This window comes from Sphingobacterium sp. JUb20 (genome assembly GCF_004342035.1).
Classification (GTDB): Bacteria; Bacteroidota; Bacteroidia; order Sphingobacteriales; family Sphingobacteriaceae; genus Sphingobacterium; species Sphingobacterium anhuiense.
In genome coordinates, this window is the sequence record NZ_SLYV01000006.1 from 235,173 (window position 1) to 251,120 (window position 15,948).

The window sequence follows — 15,948 nt, forward strand, 5'->3', positions numbered from 1 at the left end:
GGTAATTTCTTATTTCTCCATTATGCAATTACAGATCCCTAGCTATTTTATGTAGTTATTAACAACCCATAGTTACAGCTATTCGTAAAGACAACGGAAGTAACTAGATCAATATTTAATAATAAAATCCAACACACCCTCCTTATAGTAAGGGAGGATGCGTTGGATGAAGAAAATTCGAATAATTATTTTTTACTAAACGTAGACTCAACCTGAAAGTTTTGAAATTTACCCCTCAGTATCATCTTTTTTGAGGTAAGATCATAAATATCAAATACCAATGTCTGCCCTCCATTCTGTCTTATTGTTATTTTCTGACCATTATCAGAAAGCACATATGTACCAGAAATCGCAATCTTTTTAGTAACAACATCACTACCATCAAAATCAATATCGACACTAATACCTGTAAACGTTTCGTCTGCTTTAAATGTATATTCAATACCATCTGTATAAGGAACTTCCTTCATCGTATTTAATTCGATCATCTCTTGGAGAACCCAGCGCCCAGTTACACTATTAGACTCTCCCATATTGTTATCTTCCTTTGAACAGGACACAACAAACACAGTAACAAAAAGGAAAATAATGGCTACTATTTTTTTCATCTATAATTTATATTTAAAATTTAACAAAAAACTAACTGAAGATCCAATAATACAAATTTCCGTCATCAAGAAACAATAAAGTTTATCTTGTACAAAGGTATCATGTAAAGCGATAAAGTCACAAAATTAAATAAAGCATGTTCCTGCACAAATTAAACCCTGGAAATTGTGGCTTATAAGCCACCTAATGATAATTTTATGATCATGCTATCAATTAACTTATAACTATTCGTTCGCTTTCAGAAAATTATTAACCTAAAGTATTTCCAGTATCCATCTACAGTCCTATCCCATAGTGCACGATGATCAGAATCTTTCTCTACAGATAATAATATCAATAAAAAAAGCTTGTTGATATGAAAGAAAATTAGGTAATTTAAGCTCATTTTAAGCATTCAGAATAATAGAACCAATAGAGTAGAACAATGATTTTAAAAGATAAAACAGTTTTAGTAACAGGAGCCGATGGAGGTCTCGGAACAGCGCTAGTACAAGAACTCATCAGTAGAAACGTTAAGAAAGTATATGCAACAGGCTTAAAATTACAAAATTTAAAAAATCAGTTTCAGAATTATGACAACAGAGTTGAACTTTTAGAACTTGACGTAACAAGTACGGACAGTATACAAGCGGCAGCCCTAAATTGCAACGATACAGAAATACTGATTAATAATGCCGGGATAGAACTTAAAATTCCTTTTCTAAAAGAAGAAGCTGCAAAAACTGCTTTATTTGAGATGAAAGTGAACTATATAGGTGTAATCGAAATGATTAACAACTTTATCCCACATCTTCAAAAAAATAAAGACACTTGCATCGTCAATATTCTTTCAATAGGAAGTTTAGCTGTTATAAAAAGATTAGGTACCTATTGTGCCTCCAAAACTGCAGCTCATATTTTGACAGAAACAATCCGTGAAGAACTTGAAGCTTTAGGAATCAAAGTTATCGGTGCTTACATGGGGTATGTCAATACGCAAATGACAAAAGAAGAAACGAAATCACATAAGTCAGAACCTGAAGAAATAGCTTATGAGATTTGCAATGGCATTGAAAATGAAGAAGAACGTATATTTCCCGATGCTACAACGTTAAACTTTGTTAAGAAAAATCCAATCAAAACGGTCTTTTTTGATTAAATTAGGCACAATTAATAATAAATATTCTTTTACAGCTCGGTACTGTCGAAGCTAAAAGTCACCTAGCTATCCCCGGTGACCGATAAAAACTGATACAGGATCATCTACAACTTGAGTTACCATCTGTTTCTTTTATAAAGGAGAATATAATCTAACAAAAAATAATCACTAAAAATAAATATGGATAGAAAAGTAATCTTATATATTGCAACAAGCTTGGATGGTTATATTGCCAAACCAAATGATAACCTTGATTTTTTATCAATAGTAGAAAAAGAAGGAGAAGACTATGGTTATGCTTCATTTATAAAATCAGTAGATACAGTAGTTCTTGGCAGAAAAACATATGACTGGATCATTGCCCATGTTCCAGAATTTCATCATGCTGATAAAAAGACATATATTATAACCAGAACTGCTAGACCAGATGCAGGTAATATCACGTTCTACACCGAAGATTTAAAAGACCTTATTTTAAAATTGAAAAGTGAAACCGGCAAAAATATTTTCATTGATGGTGGTGCAGAAATTGTTAATGAACTTTTAAAAGAAAATTTAATTGACGAATTTGTGATTTCAATTATACCAATACTAGTAGGTGACGGAGTAAGACTTTTTAAAGATGGAAGACCGGAGCAAAAATTAACACTTATTTCAACAAAACAGTTTGAAACTGGACTGACACAACTTCATTACAAGCGAATTGATAACTGATTGACATTTCAATTCTTCTCATGCCGTATTTAACTAAAAAATAGAGTCTGATCTCTGTCCCCAAATTAAAGTAGCACGATAGCGATGGACCATTGGTAAATTCTATTTTTTAGTTAAAGCGCCATCAAATATAATTCTAAATTGCAGTACAACCCAATATCTTTTTTAGGTTAGTCAATAACATCCTATTTTTTATTTTCTGAAATATTAACCCCTTTTCCAAGGAGATAAACCACAAAAATAGAATAATTAGTTTATCGGAAATTGTTCAAGAATAGTAAAATAATCTATTACTAGTATAAGAGCATTTATCCCCGAAGCGACACAGATACTGTTCAAAATCAACACCAAACTTCTTTTTAATGGATTGAAAATATAGTTTTGAAAAGTGTAACATGAATAATATATTTGCACTGTTTATAATTAATCTAAATAAAATAAATAAACACTATGAATAAATTTATCATCTACCTTATGTTGTTGCTTCCATGCTCTCTCCAAGCTCAAGCACAACAAAAAACGGAAATATATGGGAAAATATTCTCCGCCGATGGAAAGCCTGTAGAAGGTATCACGGTCAAACTGCTTCCTCAGGACATCAGTGTTTCAACGAAAGCCAATGGTTCTTATCTCCTCAAATCCTTGAAACCAGGTCCTGCACAAATCCACATCTCAGCTATAGGAATCCAATCTCAAATCCGCGACATCCAGCTAGAAGAAAAAAGAAATATCATTTCCAATATCTATCTCACCGAAGACCAGTCCACTTTAGACGAAATTGTAATAAACGGAGCAAGCAAGAATAAGTATACTCGAAAACAAAGTTTATACGTTTCCAAAATGCCACTTCGTAATATGGAAAACTCTCAATCTTATGCTGTCGTTACCAAAGAGTTACTTAAAAGCCAGGTAAATACAAATTATGATGACGCATTGGCAAACGTTTCTGGTATAGACAAATTATGGTCATCCACTGGACGTCCTGGAGATGGAGTCTCTTATTACACATTACGAGGATTCACCACACAAGCCGCGATGGTCAATGGCGTCGTGAGTATTGCTAGCACAAGTCCAGATCCGGCCAACTTAGAAACCATCGAGGTTATCAAAGGACCTTCTGGCTCCTTATATGGTGGCGCTGCTGTTGGTTTTGGTGGATTGATAAATAATGTCACTAAAAAACCGCTTGATACCATAGGTGGACGGATCAATTATATCTTTGGCAGTTATGCACAGCACCGTGTAACAGCTGATGTCTACGGACCGCTAACAGCTAATAAAAAACTTTTAGGCCGTATCAACACAGCATATTCACATACAGGAACATTTCAGGATGCAGGATTTAACAAATCAATTTTTGTTGCTCCTTCATTACTATACAGACCGAATGACAAATTAGACATTCAATTGGATGCTGAAATTTATCAGAGCAAAGCGACCAATCCAATGATGGTATTTCTCAATCGTTCCCGTCAATTGTTTGCAAGAACGCCCGATGAATTGCAATTTGACTTTAACAAGTCGTATACCAACAATGATGTTACTTTTAAAAACCCAAGTACCAACTTACGTGGAAATGTAAATTACCGCATCAACGAGCAATGGACATCCAATACAACTGTTAGTTATAATAGACGTAAATCTGATGGTTACTTCCAATATATCATGTACTTGCAAAATGCAAATGACACATTGATCAACCGATATGCAGCACTGCAAAATTATGTAGCCAATAGCATCAATGCACAACAGAATTTTATTGGAGATTTCCACATCGGTGGTATGCGCAATAGACTACTTATAGGACTGGATCTCCTTTCCCAAAAATCGGAAACGCACAACTCTCCTTATGTACAGACAGATCAAATCAATACGTCATACGATGATCCAGATTACTATAAATTTAACGCAGCTTTCATCGATGCGGCAATTGCTGCTTCCAACGGTGCACAGACCAACAACCGTAGCCGTACACAGGTATTTGGAGCATATGTTTCCAATGTCTTAGATGTAACTTCACAATTACATTTAAACCTTGCCCTGCGCATGGATTACTTTAATAATAAAGGAACGTACAACATTGATAAAGATACCACTACTGGAAAATTCAACCAAACAGCCTTCTCACCGCGCGTAGGTCTCGTGTATGAAGCCATAAAAGATCAAGTTTCATTCTTTGCTAACTATCAGAATGGCTTTAAAAATGTTTCACCAGTAGTACAGCCTCACCCCAGTGTATCCGGCGATTTCAAACCGCAACAAGCATCACAGTGGGAAGCAGGAGTAAAATTCAATCTACTTGAAGATAAAATTGGTCTTACTGCCAGCTACTACGATATCAGTGTAGACAATATGATCCGTCCTGAAACAATAGAAATTGATGGTAAAAGCTACAATATCAGTGTACAGGATGGTACACGCCTAAGCCGTGGTCTCGATTTCGACTTAACAGCAGCCCCTATTCAAGGATTAAATATGATCTTAAGCTATAGCTTCAACGATAGTAAAACAACAAAAGCGGCCGCTAATGTGAACAACCTTCGCCCAACCGAAGCTGGACCAAAACACCTAGCCAATATCTGGGCAAATTACACTTTGCAACAAGGAACGTTAAAAGGTGTAGGTATTGGTCTTGGAATCAATCATGCTAGTGAAAATATCATTACAAATAGTATCCCGACAGGAACTTTTGTACTTCCTTCGTATACTTTACTTAATGGTAGTCTTTCTTACAGTTACAAACATATGGAGTTTGCTGTTAAGGCAAATAATCTGACTAACCAGACTTACTTTAAAGGTTGGACAACAGTTAATTCGCAAATGCCGAGAAATATCTTAGGTAGTATTGCTTACCACTTTTAAATTAAAAAAGGAAGAATCTATAAATAGATTCTTCCTTTTTTAATTGGTCACAACAGATGCTGTAACTGCATCCAGAAAATTAAACAAAACCAATTATTTCAACCATGAAGCCACTAAAGATCTATTATCTGCTACCCATTGTTTCGCTGTAGCTTCTTTATCCTTACTTTCCTGCATTTTCATCAGCAAGTTAGACATGGTGGCTACATCAAAATGAATCTGAGAAAAGAAGCGGGTCAATTCGGGTTGGTCAGCAGGAAATTCCTTTCGAGTAAAAATCTTGATCTGCTCTGCAGTTCCTAAAGATTCTCGAGGATCTTCCAGAAATTTTAATTTCATCTTACCAAACATCCAGTGTGGTTGCCAAGCTGCGACAACGATCCAGCGTTTTTCCTTAATCGCATTTTGCAATTCAGTAATCATCGCCACTGTAGATGAATTTACCTGACGATAATTTAAATCATAATCTTTTATCGCTTGATCTACAGCAGCTGTTATACCAGCTCCTTTTTCAATCCCCATAATTTGATGCTTAAATTGATCTTCGTGCACTTTTAGCTCTTCAATAGAATTAATTGGAACATAATCGGGTACAACTAAACCATTTTTGGCGTGCGCATAACTCGTACCAATATCAACAAGATTAGGAAATTTTGCAATTTTAGAACCATGAGTTAAAGGAAGCCAAACATCCATATAGAGGTCTGTATCACCATTATTCATAGAAGCTAAGATCATATCTGGTGTAGCACGTTGGATGACCAGATGATAATCCAACTCCTCCAAAACTGCTTTAGCAACATAGGTCATAGCGACCCCTTCGGCCCAACCATCGACCATACCTACATTGATATATTTTTTATTACCATCTGGTTGACAAGCGCTAAGAAATATGATAACGCAACAGATTAAAGCTATTTTAATGTTCTTCATATTATTTTTTATTCTGTACAAAACCCTGCGTTATTCTATCCAAGATAATAGCTAAGATCACAACAGATAAGCCACTTTCAAATCCAAGTCCTATATCTAGGTTATTAATTCCTTCAAGTACTTTCTCTCCTAAACCACCCGCAGCAATCATTCCGGCAATCACGACCATAGAAAGTGACAATAATATGGTCTGATTTATACCCGCCAGAATAGTTTTCATAGCTAGCGGTAGCTCAACCTTAAACAGAATCTGTCGATTAGTCGCTCCAAAGGCACGTGCAGCCTCTACAATATCTTTTGGAACTGCATCGATACCCAGAGTCGTCAAACGGACAGCTGGCGGCATCGCAAAAATAATAGTCGCAAATGCGCCAGGAACCTTACCGATACTAAAAAACAACACTGCCGGTATCAGATAAACAAAAGCAGGCATCGTCTGCATCAAGTCTAACATAGGGCGAATAATCTTCGCAGCTAGTTTATTTTTCGCCGCCCAAATACCCAAGGGAACAGAAAGTATCAAAGCTGTCGCCGTTGCAACTAAAACCAATGCTAAAGTCTCCATCGTCTCCTGCCAAAAACCCATCATGTAAATAAGGGACAGGCCTAACAAAGTTATTAGCGCAACGCCTTTACCTGACTTCCACCATGCCAGACCTGTAAAAAGTCCGATCACCACAAAAAAAGGGACTGCTAAAAATATCCACTCTAATCCAATAATGGATGAATTACCCGTATGTTTTATAAAATCAAATAAAGGCTTAAAATTTTCTGTAAGCCAATTAATTGCAACTTCAATGTATTGACCTATATCTATTATTTTACTCATTGTTACTGATTATTTGCTTTTTCTTTTAATTCGTTAATTTCCTCTTCGTTAAACTTTGTTGCTTCGATAATAAGTGAAGTTTGCGTCACAATACCTAACAATCTATTTTGATCATTGACCACAGCAATTGGCGATCGTGTTTCCGAAATCAACGGTAACATTTCTTCAACAGTAACATCCTTAGATACCGAAGGAACATTCATATGAATAATAGATTCTACAGTAGGATCTTTCCGCTTAGCAGCTTGAATAACTTCATTGATATTGACAAACCCCAAGAAGGTATCATGAATATCCACTACAGGGAGTATTTCAAGTCCCGTTGTTCTCATTTTCCGAAGCGCCCCTTCAGGACCATCTTTTTTGAACCTAACCAATGTCGGTTTCTCGGTCATCAATGATCCTGCTGTGATAATCGATTTTCTATCCACCTTGTCCACAAAAGCTTTAACATAATCACTCGCTGGATTCGTTAGAATATCTTCGGCTGTACCAATTTGCTCAATAATTCCATCTTTCATAATCACGATACGATCGCCAAGCTTAATAGCTTCATCCAAATCATGAGTAATGAAGACAATCGTTTTTTGTAAGGTATCCTGAAGCTCCAATAGCTGATCCTGCATCTCGGTTTTGATCAAGGGATCTAATGCTGAAAAAGCCTCATCCATCAACATGACTTCCGGATCATTAGCCAAAGCACGCGCCAACCCTACTCGTTGCTGCATACCCCCTGACAGCTGAATTGGAAACTGCTGTTCAAAACCATTAAGACCAACTATGTCAAGCGCTTTTTGAGCTTTCGCCTCGCGAGATGCTTTGTCCTCCCCTCTAATTTCTAAACCAAAAGCGGCATTAGTCAAAACAGTATGATGTGGTAATAATCCAAATTTCTGAAACACCATACTCATTTCAGTTCTACGCACTTCCAGAAGCTCTTTATTGTTTTTACTTGTGATATCATCATTATTGATAAAGACTTTACCCATTGTAGGTTCATTCAATCGGTTCAGGCAACGTAGTAAAGTAGATTTACCACTTCCAGAAAGTCCCATAATGACAAAAAACTCTCCTTCGTAAATTTCAAAATTAGCTTTATTGATACCGATTGTACAGCCGGTTTTTTCTAGTATTTCTTTCTTTGGGTAACCTTCATTCAGTAATTTAAGCGCCAATTTCTTTTGTTTACCGAAAACAATCGTTAAGTCCTCGACTTTTATTTTAACTTTTCTGTTTTTATCCATTTTTAATTTTTTGGTATGAAACGAATTGTCATGGCACAGATGGTATATTCAATAGAAAACACCTTCATGTTATTTTAATAACATAAAAAACAATTTCTAAAGTTGAGTTAGTTCGACCGAAGAACTCCTTCTTGTTCAATCAACTTGATATTTAACACACTTTACTCTTAGTTCGATGAAGAGCAATCATGAAAAAGAAATGAATCTTTTAAAAGACGAGATATTAATAAACACCTCTAAAATACTATAACAAGTATATCGCGAACAACTCAGAAATAGCTCAAAAAAGAGCTATAAAATAACGGAACAAACCGATGCATCCGTGTCATATGACGGTACAAAGGTACGAAAAATAAAATAAACAATATTTATTAGCGTTAACACACTGTACGACAGAGCCATCAAAACAAACCTAATAACCAATCACTTAAAAATAAAAACAGGCCATCGACTCGGTTTTTATGCCACTAAGTTTGCCTCCTCTATTAACAATAAACGTTAATGTATGATAACCGTTATGAAAAGTATTGATCACGGTCAACACTTATTTCTCCAACAAAAAAATAGGATGTGATTAATAATTTAACATCATGCAAACATGCCTAAAAAATCAAGAATCTAACCATTCTTTTAATAAAACCGATTTTTCTCTACTGACAATAATATCAAATTCAGAATTAAACAGAACAACTTTCAATTTACGATTGAAATAATGAACCAATTGACTTACAGCATCAATCTGAATAATGAACTGACGATTTGCCCTAAAAAAAATTCTTGGATCTAATTGTTTTTCTAGATCATCCATACTTTGATTAAGAACAACATCTTTTCCACTCTTGAGGCGTGCTTTTGTCAATTTTAAATCGACATAAATACAATTCACTTCATTAACTAATATGGTTTGATAACCATCACGAAAGGGGACTAAGAAGCGGGACCGATAATCTTTAGGTTTTACATAATGAAGTAATTTATCAATGGATATTTGGTTATTCATGATTGAACCGAAGCCCTCAACCTTTCGCAATGCAGTTGATAATTCCTCTTTTTCAACAGGTTTCAAAATATAGTCGACACTATTATATTTAAATGCCTGTACAGCATATTCATCATACGCCGTAGTGAAAATAATAGGACAATCGATCGTCACTTTTTCAAAAATATCAAAACTGATTCCATCAGAAAGTCGGATATCCATTAAAACTACATCTGGAATTTCTTGATTTCGAAACCAGTCTACCGTATCAGTAACACTATCCAAAACAGCTACGATCTGAGCATTTGGATAAATATCCCCAATTAAACGTTTAAGACGATCGGCATTCAATTTTTCATCTTCAACTATTACTATTTTCTCTATCATATGCTACTAATTGAATACATACCCTAAAAATATGCTGATCCTTTATAACTTCTGGCACCTTCTCTCCTAAGAGCTGAAAACGACTGATTATATTATTAAGCCCAATACCCGTCGATACAATCTCAGGATTGTCCATGGGTGATAACGTATTTTCAATCACAACTCGACCTACTTCATCATTGGAAATAGTAATCATTAAAGGTCGCTTCTTTCTTGTGGTATTATGTTTAATTGCATTTTCAATAAGCAACTGCAAAGTTAGTGATGGGATATACATACCACGACTATGGTCATTAATGTTAATTGTAAAATTAACACCGCTACCAACACGGTGCTCAATTAAAAATATATAAGCATTTAAAAATTTAATCTCCTCATCAAGCGTGATCATATTTTTTTTACTATTGACCAATAAAAAACGATAGACCTTGGCAAAATTTTCAGAATACTCAAAACCAAGCTGCTGATCTTCAAGAATTAACTCAGAAAGCACACTCAAATTATTAAAAATAAAATGAGGATCCAATTGCATCTTCAATGCATTTAACTCTGCTTCTACTGATGCTTGCCTCAATTCTGCTGCCTTTATCTTATGTTCGGACATTTCCGTAGCTGTTTCAATCCAATTATTAATCAGATAACTCATGGTATTGATAGAAATAATCATAAAAGAAATGACCAAACTAACCACAATCCACTGTAACATACCTTTTATTTCTTCAATAGATGGAACGGATTCTACCTTCGCAGATTGAGGATCTAAAATCGCGAAACAGACCATATTCATCAAAATAAGAATCATAACCGCCGAAAAATTGAGCGTAATCTCAAGAAAAAGTCTTTTAGACTTATTTTGTGGCCAAGGAACCCGCAGATTTAACCTCCTATGTATAAGTATACTTGATTCAGAAATTAAAAAGCAAAATAAAAATGATATTCCCCATTCCGTTAAAAGTTCAGAAAAGCTCCTTCCAAAATAATCTTGCCAAAATTCAGAATAAGGATCTAAGATATATGAAACCAAATAATGCAAAACAAATGCAAAAATCACCAAGAACATACGTTTAAAACGAGTCGGTAATAATCGCTTTGTTTTATCAGAAATATATTTGATTTTTTCCATCTTTAAATAAAATCTAATTCAATATTTGCCATCACGATTCTGGCCATCTTCATATAGTTCAACAGGCTTTTTTCTATCAGATATAAATTTGCAATATGACAAATAGTAATCAAATAGAATTTTTTTATCCATCTGATTATCAAACTCATTGACAGTTTGTTCAAGAATAAAAAAATAAAACACACATAATTTAAAAAACTCTTCGTCCTTACAAAGATGCCCATTTCTTTCTTCTTTTAACAAAGATCGTTTTTATGAAATACTATAAACAAGATATTCAGTCCCAACCATCATATTTTGTAACTGAATATGACGAAATGCATACTGAACCGAATAAAATAATAATCTCTTTAATCAAAGTACAAAAAAGCGTGAAGACCGAGATAATAATAGCAAAATAACCAATAAAAGAAGTTGAAGACAAGTATCCTAATAAACTGGATTTTACAAATTATATATTTATAAAAACTAGTGCAAAAAGTACCATAAAACAAGTAAGGTGCGGCAAAAGCCACACCTTATCAAGGGTTAATATTGGTAGTATGAATATCAATTCTACAATTCCTCGTCGTGTTGAGTAATATCTAAACCAAGCTCTTCCTCGACCTCATGAACACGAAGTGGTGTAATTAAATCCGTTAATTTGATCAAAAGGAAAGATCCAAAGAATGCAAAAACAGAAACTGCAATCAACGCAACAATATGTGCTACAAATAGACCTGTCTCACCAAAATATAAACCATTCGTCGTAACAACACTGTTGACACTACTATTTGCAAAAACCCCAGTAAGCACCATACCGACCATACCGCCTACACCGTGACAAGGAAATACATCTAAAGTATCGTCAATACTGGTTTTACTACGTAAGAATACAACTAAATTACTAACTAAAGCCGCTACAAGCCCTACAACGATCGAATGTGAGATCGTCACAAATCCTGCTGCCGGTGTTATAGCAACTAATCCAACAACAGCTCCGATACAAGCTCCCATAGCAGATGGTTTTTTACCTCGGATCAGGTCAACAAATATCCAGGCAATTGAAGCTACAGCTGACGCAGTAGTTGTGGTTGCAAAAGCATAAGCGGCAAGACTATTAGCCCCACCTGCAGAACCTGCATTAAATCCAAACCATCCGAACCATAAAAGAGCAGTTCCTAAAATCACGTAACTAATCCGAGCTGGCGAATGCGTAGGCTTTTTACGGCCTTTTAAATAGATAGCTGATGCCAAAGCAGCCCATCCTGCCGACATATGAACAACTGTACCACCTGCAAAATCTAAAACACCGAATTTGGCCAAGATACCTTCAGGATGCCAAGTGGCATGAGCCAGTGGCATATAGATAAAAATACTGAACAAGATAATAAATACCATAAATGAATTAAAGCGAACACGCTCTGCAAAAGCTCCTGTTATAAGAGCAGGAGTAATAATTGCAAATTTAAGCTGAAACATAGCAAATAATACCAGTGGAATTGTAGGTAGAGCTGACCAACTCACATTCCCCAACATCCCCTTCATCATATAGAACGTACGAGGATCTCCAATAATACCCCCAATATCATCGCCAAAAGCTAAGCTAAAACCGAAAATAACCCAAAGGACAGAAATAATACACATACAGATGAAACTTTGCATCATCGTGGAGATAACATTCTTCTTGCTCACCATTCCACCATAAAAGAATGCCAAACCTGGAGTCATAATCAAAACCAAAGCCGAGGAAGCGAGTAACCAAGCCGTATCTCCGGTGTCGATCTCCACACCTGCAACATTACTGACTTCTAATGAGGGTGTAACTAAGCCAATAATCGCTAAACAAACCAAAATAATAAGCGGAATGAATTTTTTCATAATATTTCAAGATTTAAGTTTAATAATTTCATAACAAAATGTGTTTATCAGTAAAAAACAATCAAAAATAACTATTATAAATTTGATTTCGATCAAATATAAGTTCAATTAATTAAAAAATCAATAAAATATTAAATAAAATCATATATTTACATCAGAATTCTAAATAAATCAACCTAAAAACACAAAAACAACTAGATTAAATGCTAATAAAACAACAAAACAAGAGGAAAAACAATAATATTTACATAAAATATTAAAAAAAACTAGATGTTTAAGTGCTTTTGAATGCTAAAAAATAAAAACAAACATTTAAAAACATGAAAAAATGAAAAAAATCATCTTAACAACACTAATTTTAATAATAGTAAGCAGCAAAATATATGCACAAACAAAAAAATATGATTTATTAGATCTAGAAATATCTGGATCAGTGGATACATATTGGAAATATGATTTCCAAAAACAACCGAATATAAACACCTATTTTACTGAAGACAATAATTCAGTATCCATAGGAATGGTTGATCTTGCTCTGAAGAAAAAAACTGGAAAAGCATCTTTTGTAGGTGAATTATCATTTGGGCCGAGAGGACAGTACCGCTCCATAATTAATGGAGACGGTCAAAATGGGGACGACAAAAACAGCTTCCACATTCAAAACCTCTACATTTCCTATGCACTGACAGAAAAATTAAGTTTAACAGCCGGTTTTATGGGGACTTTTGTAGGCTATGAAGTCATCTGTCCATCATTCAATTTCCATTACTCAACCTCATATCTTTTTGGTGCAGGACCTTTCCAGGATGCAGGACTAAAAGCACAATATGCTTTTTCTGAAAAAGTAGGGCTTATGGTCGGAATCTTTAATGATTGGAATGTCTACCAAGATTTAAACGGTGTATCACACTTTGGATCACAATTATCAGTTGCACCAAATGACAAATCAAGCTTTTTCCTTAATTTTCTGACAGGATCTTCACAAGGCGGCGCCAGCAATTATAGCTCAGGAACTTTGATCGATTTTGTAGGAAATTATTCATTCTCTCCATTATTTTCATTAGGTGCAAATGCGACCGACTACAGCAGAAAAGGAGAAGGCGGCTATTCGGGAGTAGCATTATACCCAAAAGTGAATATAAATGAAAATATTGGTATAGGAATCCGTGGTGAATATTATAAAACTAAAAACATGCCCGTAGCTGAAGTTACCAGTAATGAAATCTTTTCCACTACGTTAACAGCAAACTTCAAACATCATGGCTTTACTTTTATCCCTGAAGTTAGATTTGATAACAGTGAAACACAGATGTTTGTAAAACAAGACCTATCTCCAACAAAAAATGCCGGACAATTTTCACTCGCCTTAGTATATGCCTTTTAAAAAACAACAACTAAATTAAAATCCAGCAAAATCGATTATAAATAACAGATATTGTTCTTTATAAAAGTAATTGGATCACAGTATAAGGAAACTATTTGCAATATTAACAAAAGGGATTATTCATTTTATTGAATAATCCCTTTTGTTAATATTGAAGTATCACCATCTCAACGAAACTAATATATATTATTTACAATTAGTATATAAAAAACAGTCATAAATAATAAAACAAGCAAAGACATTAATTCTTCTTATGAAATCCCATCCGAGCCCAGTATCACACAATGATAAACCTAGGCAAAGCCTGCAAACACACAACACTGACTATACAATCACCCTACAAGCACACAAGAAATAACCTAGCCTCACACAAGAACGAGACTAGAAACACACAATCCGAATTATAGGCCAACCCTTAGCACACACAATAAACAACCTTTCTATGCACCATCTATACACAGGACAGACACAATAAAACCCATACCACCTCTATAGGTATCCTATAGGTAAGAACATCATTCTTGCAATTATTAGAAACACACTTCATATAGAACAAAATCCTGAAGCGACATATTTAATTAAACATCATAGAATTTCATATTGCTTTTTAATAAAATCATCATTACATTCATCTACATCAAATCATTCATCAGCGTACTGAAGCGATTATTAAGAATACAGATTTATGAAAGAAATAACAAAAACTAATGCTGCCCGCATCCTGGACAACTTAAGGTTTACTTATAATTTAAGAACTTACGAAGTAGTGGGTGAACACCAAAGCGCTACCGATGTTGCTGAGGCATTGGGAATTCGCGAAGAAATAATCTACAAAACCCTCGTGCTCACCGGACAAAAAGATCCTTACATTGTTGCTGTCATACCAGGAAATGCACAGGTAGATTTGAAAAAGCTAGCAATTATATCAGGTAATAAAAAATGTGAAATGCTTCCTATGAAAGATTTGCAGCACATAACCGGATATATTCGAGGGGGATGCTCTCCTATAGGAATGAAAAAAATATTTCCAACATACATAGAAGAACTCGCTTCCTTGGAAAACAAAATTGTCATTAGCGCTGGTAAAAAAGGACTTCAGATTGAAATAAATCCTCAGGATCTTATCAAAGCTACAAACGCAATCTTTGCCGATATTATCATTGGCGCATAAAGAAGCATAAGCATCTTTAAACCTCAACATTAAAAAGCATCACAACAAATAGAATAGACAAAAAAAGAACTCGATATCTGGCTATAATTAGATATTTTTTAATGAAAAGCAATTGATATACACAAAAAAAAACGATCTTGTATAAAGATAAATAGTTTGGATAACTTTCAGTAAATCATGGACAAGAATAAACCCTTAGACCAGTTTTACCATGGCACTAAAACTGATCTTAAACTAGGAGACCTGATTGAGCCAGGCCATCCTTCTAATTATGGCAAACGAAAACATGCTAAATATGTATATTTAACTGCAACTTTAGATGCCGCAATATGGGGAGCTGAATTAGCACAGGGAGATACCCCTGAAAGGATTTATTTAGTAGATCCGTCTGGCCCTATCGAAGATGATCCTAATCTCACAAATAAAAAATTCCCCGGCAATCCGACAAAATCCTACCGAACAGCATATTTTTTACGTGTTGTCGGAGAAATAAAAGATTGGCAAGGTCACTCCTTAGAGCAACTAGTAGCAATGAAATCACATCTCAAAAAACTCGAACAAGAGGGCATTGAAGCAATTGAAGACTAATCAAAGAATGAAAAATCCAACCTCATTAAAAACATCAAGTAGCACAACATCACAGTCCCTTATTTTGATCACAGCTTTGTTTTCAAAAAAATCACACTATGACACACAATGTTGATTTCCATTAAAA

13 protein-coding genes are annotated in these 15,948 nt (G+C 34.8%); 6 read left to right on the forward strand and 7 right to left on the reverse strand.

The genetic code is table 11. The annotated features are described in order from the left end of the window. Positions 1 to 185: 185 nt before the first annotated feature. Positions 186 to 608 carry a lipocalin family protein gene (locus tag EDF66_RS12145; RefSeq protein WP_021192460.1) on the reverse strand — a complete coding sequence of 141 codons (423 nt, stop codon included), beginning with the start codon at positions 606 to 608 and terminating at the stop codon, positions 186 to 188. Between the two features lie 425 nt (positions 609 to 1,033). Between EDF66_RS12145 and EDF66_RS12150 the strand changes: the two genes are divergently transcribed. The 3 genes from EDF66_RS12150 (at position 1,034) to EDF66_RS12160 (ending at position 5,323) form a co-directional block, all read left to right on the forward strand. Further along, on the forward strand, positions 1,034 to 1,747 hold the full coding sequence (locus tag EDF66_RS12150) for an SDR family NAD(P)-dependent oxidoreductase (RefSeq protein WP_132842914.1): 714 nt from the start codon (positions 1,034 to 1,036) through the stop codon (positions 1,745 to 1,747). A 180-nt stretch (positions 1,748 to 1,927) separates the two neighbouring features. Then, entirely contained in the window at positions 1,928 to 2,461 is a 534-nt protein-coding gene (locus EDF66_RS12155; protein ID WP_132842915.1) for a dihydrofolate reductase family protein, read from the forward strand. Positions 2,462 to 2,911: 450 nt separating this feature from the next. Beyond that, entirely contained in the window at positions 2,912 to 5,323 is a 2,412-nt protein-coding gene (locus EDF66_RS12160; RefSeq protein WP_132842917.1) for a TonB-dependent receptor, read from the forward strand. A gap of 93 nt (positions 5,324 to 5,416) precedes the next feature. On the opposite strand, the gene EDF66_RS12165 is transcribed toward EDF66_RS12160, so the two are convergent. From EDF66_RS12165 to EDF66_RS12190, 6 genes are all read right to left on the reverse strand, one after another. Then, positions 5,417 to 6,256 carry a glycine betaine ABC transporter substrate-binding protein gene (locus EDF66_RS12165; protein ID WP_132842918.1) on the reverse strand — a complete coding sequence of 280 codons (840 nt, stop codon included), beginning with the start codon at positions 6,254 to 6,256 and terminating at the stop codon, positions 5,417 to 5,419. A 1-nt stretch (position 6,257) separates the two neighbouring features. Beyond that, positions 6,258 to 7,085: an ABC transporter permease gene (locus EDF66_RS12170; protein WP_132842919.1), complete on the reverse strand. Its 828-nt coding sequence runs from the start codon at positions 7,083 to 7,085 to the stop codon at positions 6,258 to 6,260. A 2-nt stretch (positions 7,086 to 7,087) separates the two neighbouring features. After that, positions 7,088 to 8,329 (reverse strand): glycine betaine/L-proline ABC transporter ATP-binding protein, encoded by a 1,242-nt coding sequence (locus EDF66_RS12175; RefSeq protein ID WP_132770940.1) that lies wholly within the window; start codon positions 8,327 to 8,329, stop codon positions 7,088 to 7,090. A gap of 610 nt (positions 8,330 to 8,939) precedes the next feature. Next, positions 8,940 to 9,695: a LytR/AlgR family response regulator transcription factor gene (locus EDF66_RS12180; RefSeq protein ID WP_132842921.1), complete on the reverse strand. Its 756-nt coding sequence runs from the start codon at positions 9,693 to 9,695 to the stop codon at positions 8,940 to 8,942. Further along, on the reverse strand, positions 9,670 to 10,818 hold the full coding sequence (locus tag EDF66_RS12185; RefSeq protein ID WP_132842922.1) for a sensor histidine kinase: 1,149 nt from the start codon (positions 10,816 to 10,818) through the stop codon (positions 9,670 to 9,672). Before EDF66_RS12185 ends, EDF66_RS12180 begins: the two co-directional genes overlap by 26 nt. Positions 10,819 to 11,373: 555 nt before the next feature. Beyond that, a complete protein-coding gene (locus tag EDF66_RS12190; RefSeq protein WP_132842923.1) occupies positions 11,374 to 12,678 on the reverse strand; it encodes an ammonium transporter in 1,305 nt (434 codons plus the stop codon). A gap of 328 nt (positions 12,679 to 13,006) precedes the next feature. Between EDF66_RS12190 and EDF66_RS12195 the strand changes: the two genes are divergently transcribed. From EDF66_RS12195 to arr, 3 genes are all read left to right on the forward strand, one after another. Further along, positions 13,007 to 14,062, forward strand: a complete 1,056-nt coding sequence (locus EDF66_RS12195) for an outer membrane beta-barrel protein (protein ID WP_132770944.1) — start codon at positions 13,007 to 13,009, stop codon at positions 14,060 to 14,062. 685 nt (positions 14,063 to 14,747) lie between these two features. Beyond that, entirely contained in the window at positions 14,748 to 15,233 is a 486-nt protein-coding gene (gene ybaK / locus EDF66_RS12200) for a Cys-tRNA(Pro) deacylase (RefSeq protein WP_132842925.1), read from the forward strand. Positions 15,234 to 15,410: 177 nt separating this feature from the next. Then, the gene (arr, locus tag EDF66_RS12205; RefSeq protein ID WP_132842926.1) at positions 15,411 to 15,821 is read left to right on the forward strand and encodes an NAD(+)--rifampin ADP-ribosyltransferase; all 411 of its coding nucleotides are present in this window, start codon (positions 15,411 to 15,413) and stop codon (positions 15,819 to 15,821) included. Positions 15,822 to 15,948 lie beyond the last annotated feature (127 nt).

Coding starts and splice junctions, on each gene's coding strand:
- EDF66_RS12155 (WP_132842915.1), top strand. CDS start 1,928: ATGGATAGAAAAGTAATCTTATATATTGCAACAAGCTTGGATGGTTAT.
- EDF66_RS12180 (WP_132842921.1), bottom strand. CDS start 9,695: ATGATAGAGAAAATAGTAATAGTTGAAGATGAAAAATTGAATGCCGAT.
- EDF66_RS12160 (WP_132842917.1), top strand. CDS start 2,912: ATGAATAAATTTATCATCTACCTTATGTTGTTGCTTCCATGCTCTCTC.
- EDF66_RS12175 (WP_132770940.1), bottom strand. CDS start 8,329: ATGGATAAAAACAGAAAAGTTAAAATAAAAGTCGAGGACTTAACGATT.
- EDF66_RS12165 (WP_132842918.1), bottom strand. CDS start 6,256: ATGAAGAACATTAAAATAGCTTTAATCTGTTGCGTTATCATATTTCTT.
- EDF66_RS12170 (WP_132842919.1), bottom strand. CDS start 7,085: ATGAGTAAAATAATAGATATAGGTCAATACATTGAAGTTGCAATTAAT.
- EDF66_RS12145 (WP_021192460.1), bottom strand. CDS start 608: ATGAAAAAAATAGTAGCCATTATTTTCCTTTTTGTTACTGTGTTTGTT.
- EDF66_RS12150 (WP_132842914.1), top strand. CDS start 1,034: ATGATTTTAAAAGATAAAACAGTTTTAGTAACAGGAGCCGATGGAGGT.
- arr (WP_132842926.1), top strand. CDS start 15,411: ATGGACAAGAATAAACCCTTAGACCAGTTTTACCATGGCACTAAAACT.
- EDF66_RS12185 (WP_132842922.1), bottom strand. CDS start 10,818: ATGGAAAAAATCAAATATATTTCTGATAAAACAAAGCGATTATTACCG.
- EDF66_RS12190 (WP_132842923.1), bottom strand. CDS start 12,678: ATGAAAAAATTCATTCCGCTTATTATTTTGGTTTGTTTAGCGATTATT.
- EDF66_RS12195 (WP_132770944.1), top strand. CDS start 13,007: ATGAAAAAAATCATCTTAACAACACTAATTTTAATAATAGTAAGCAGC.
- ybaK (WP_132842925.1), top strand. CDS start 14,748: ATGAAAGAAATAACAAAAACTAATGCTGCCCGCATCCTGGACAACTTA.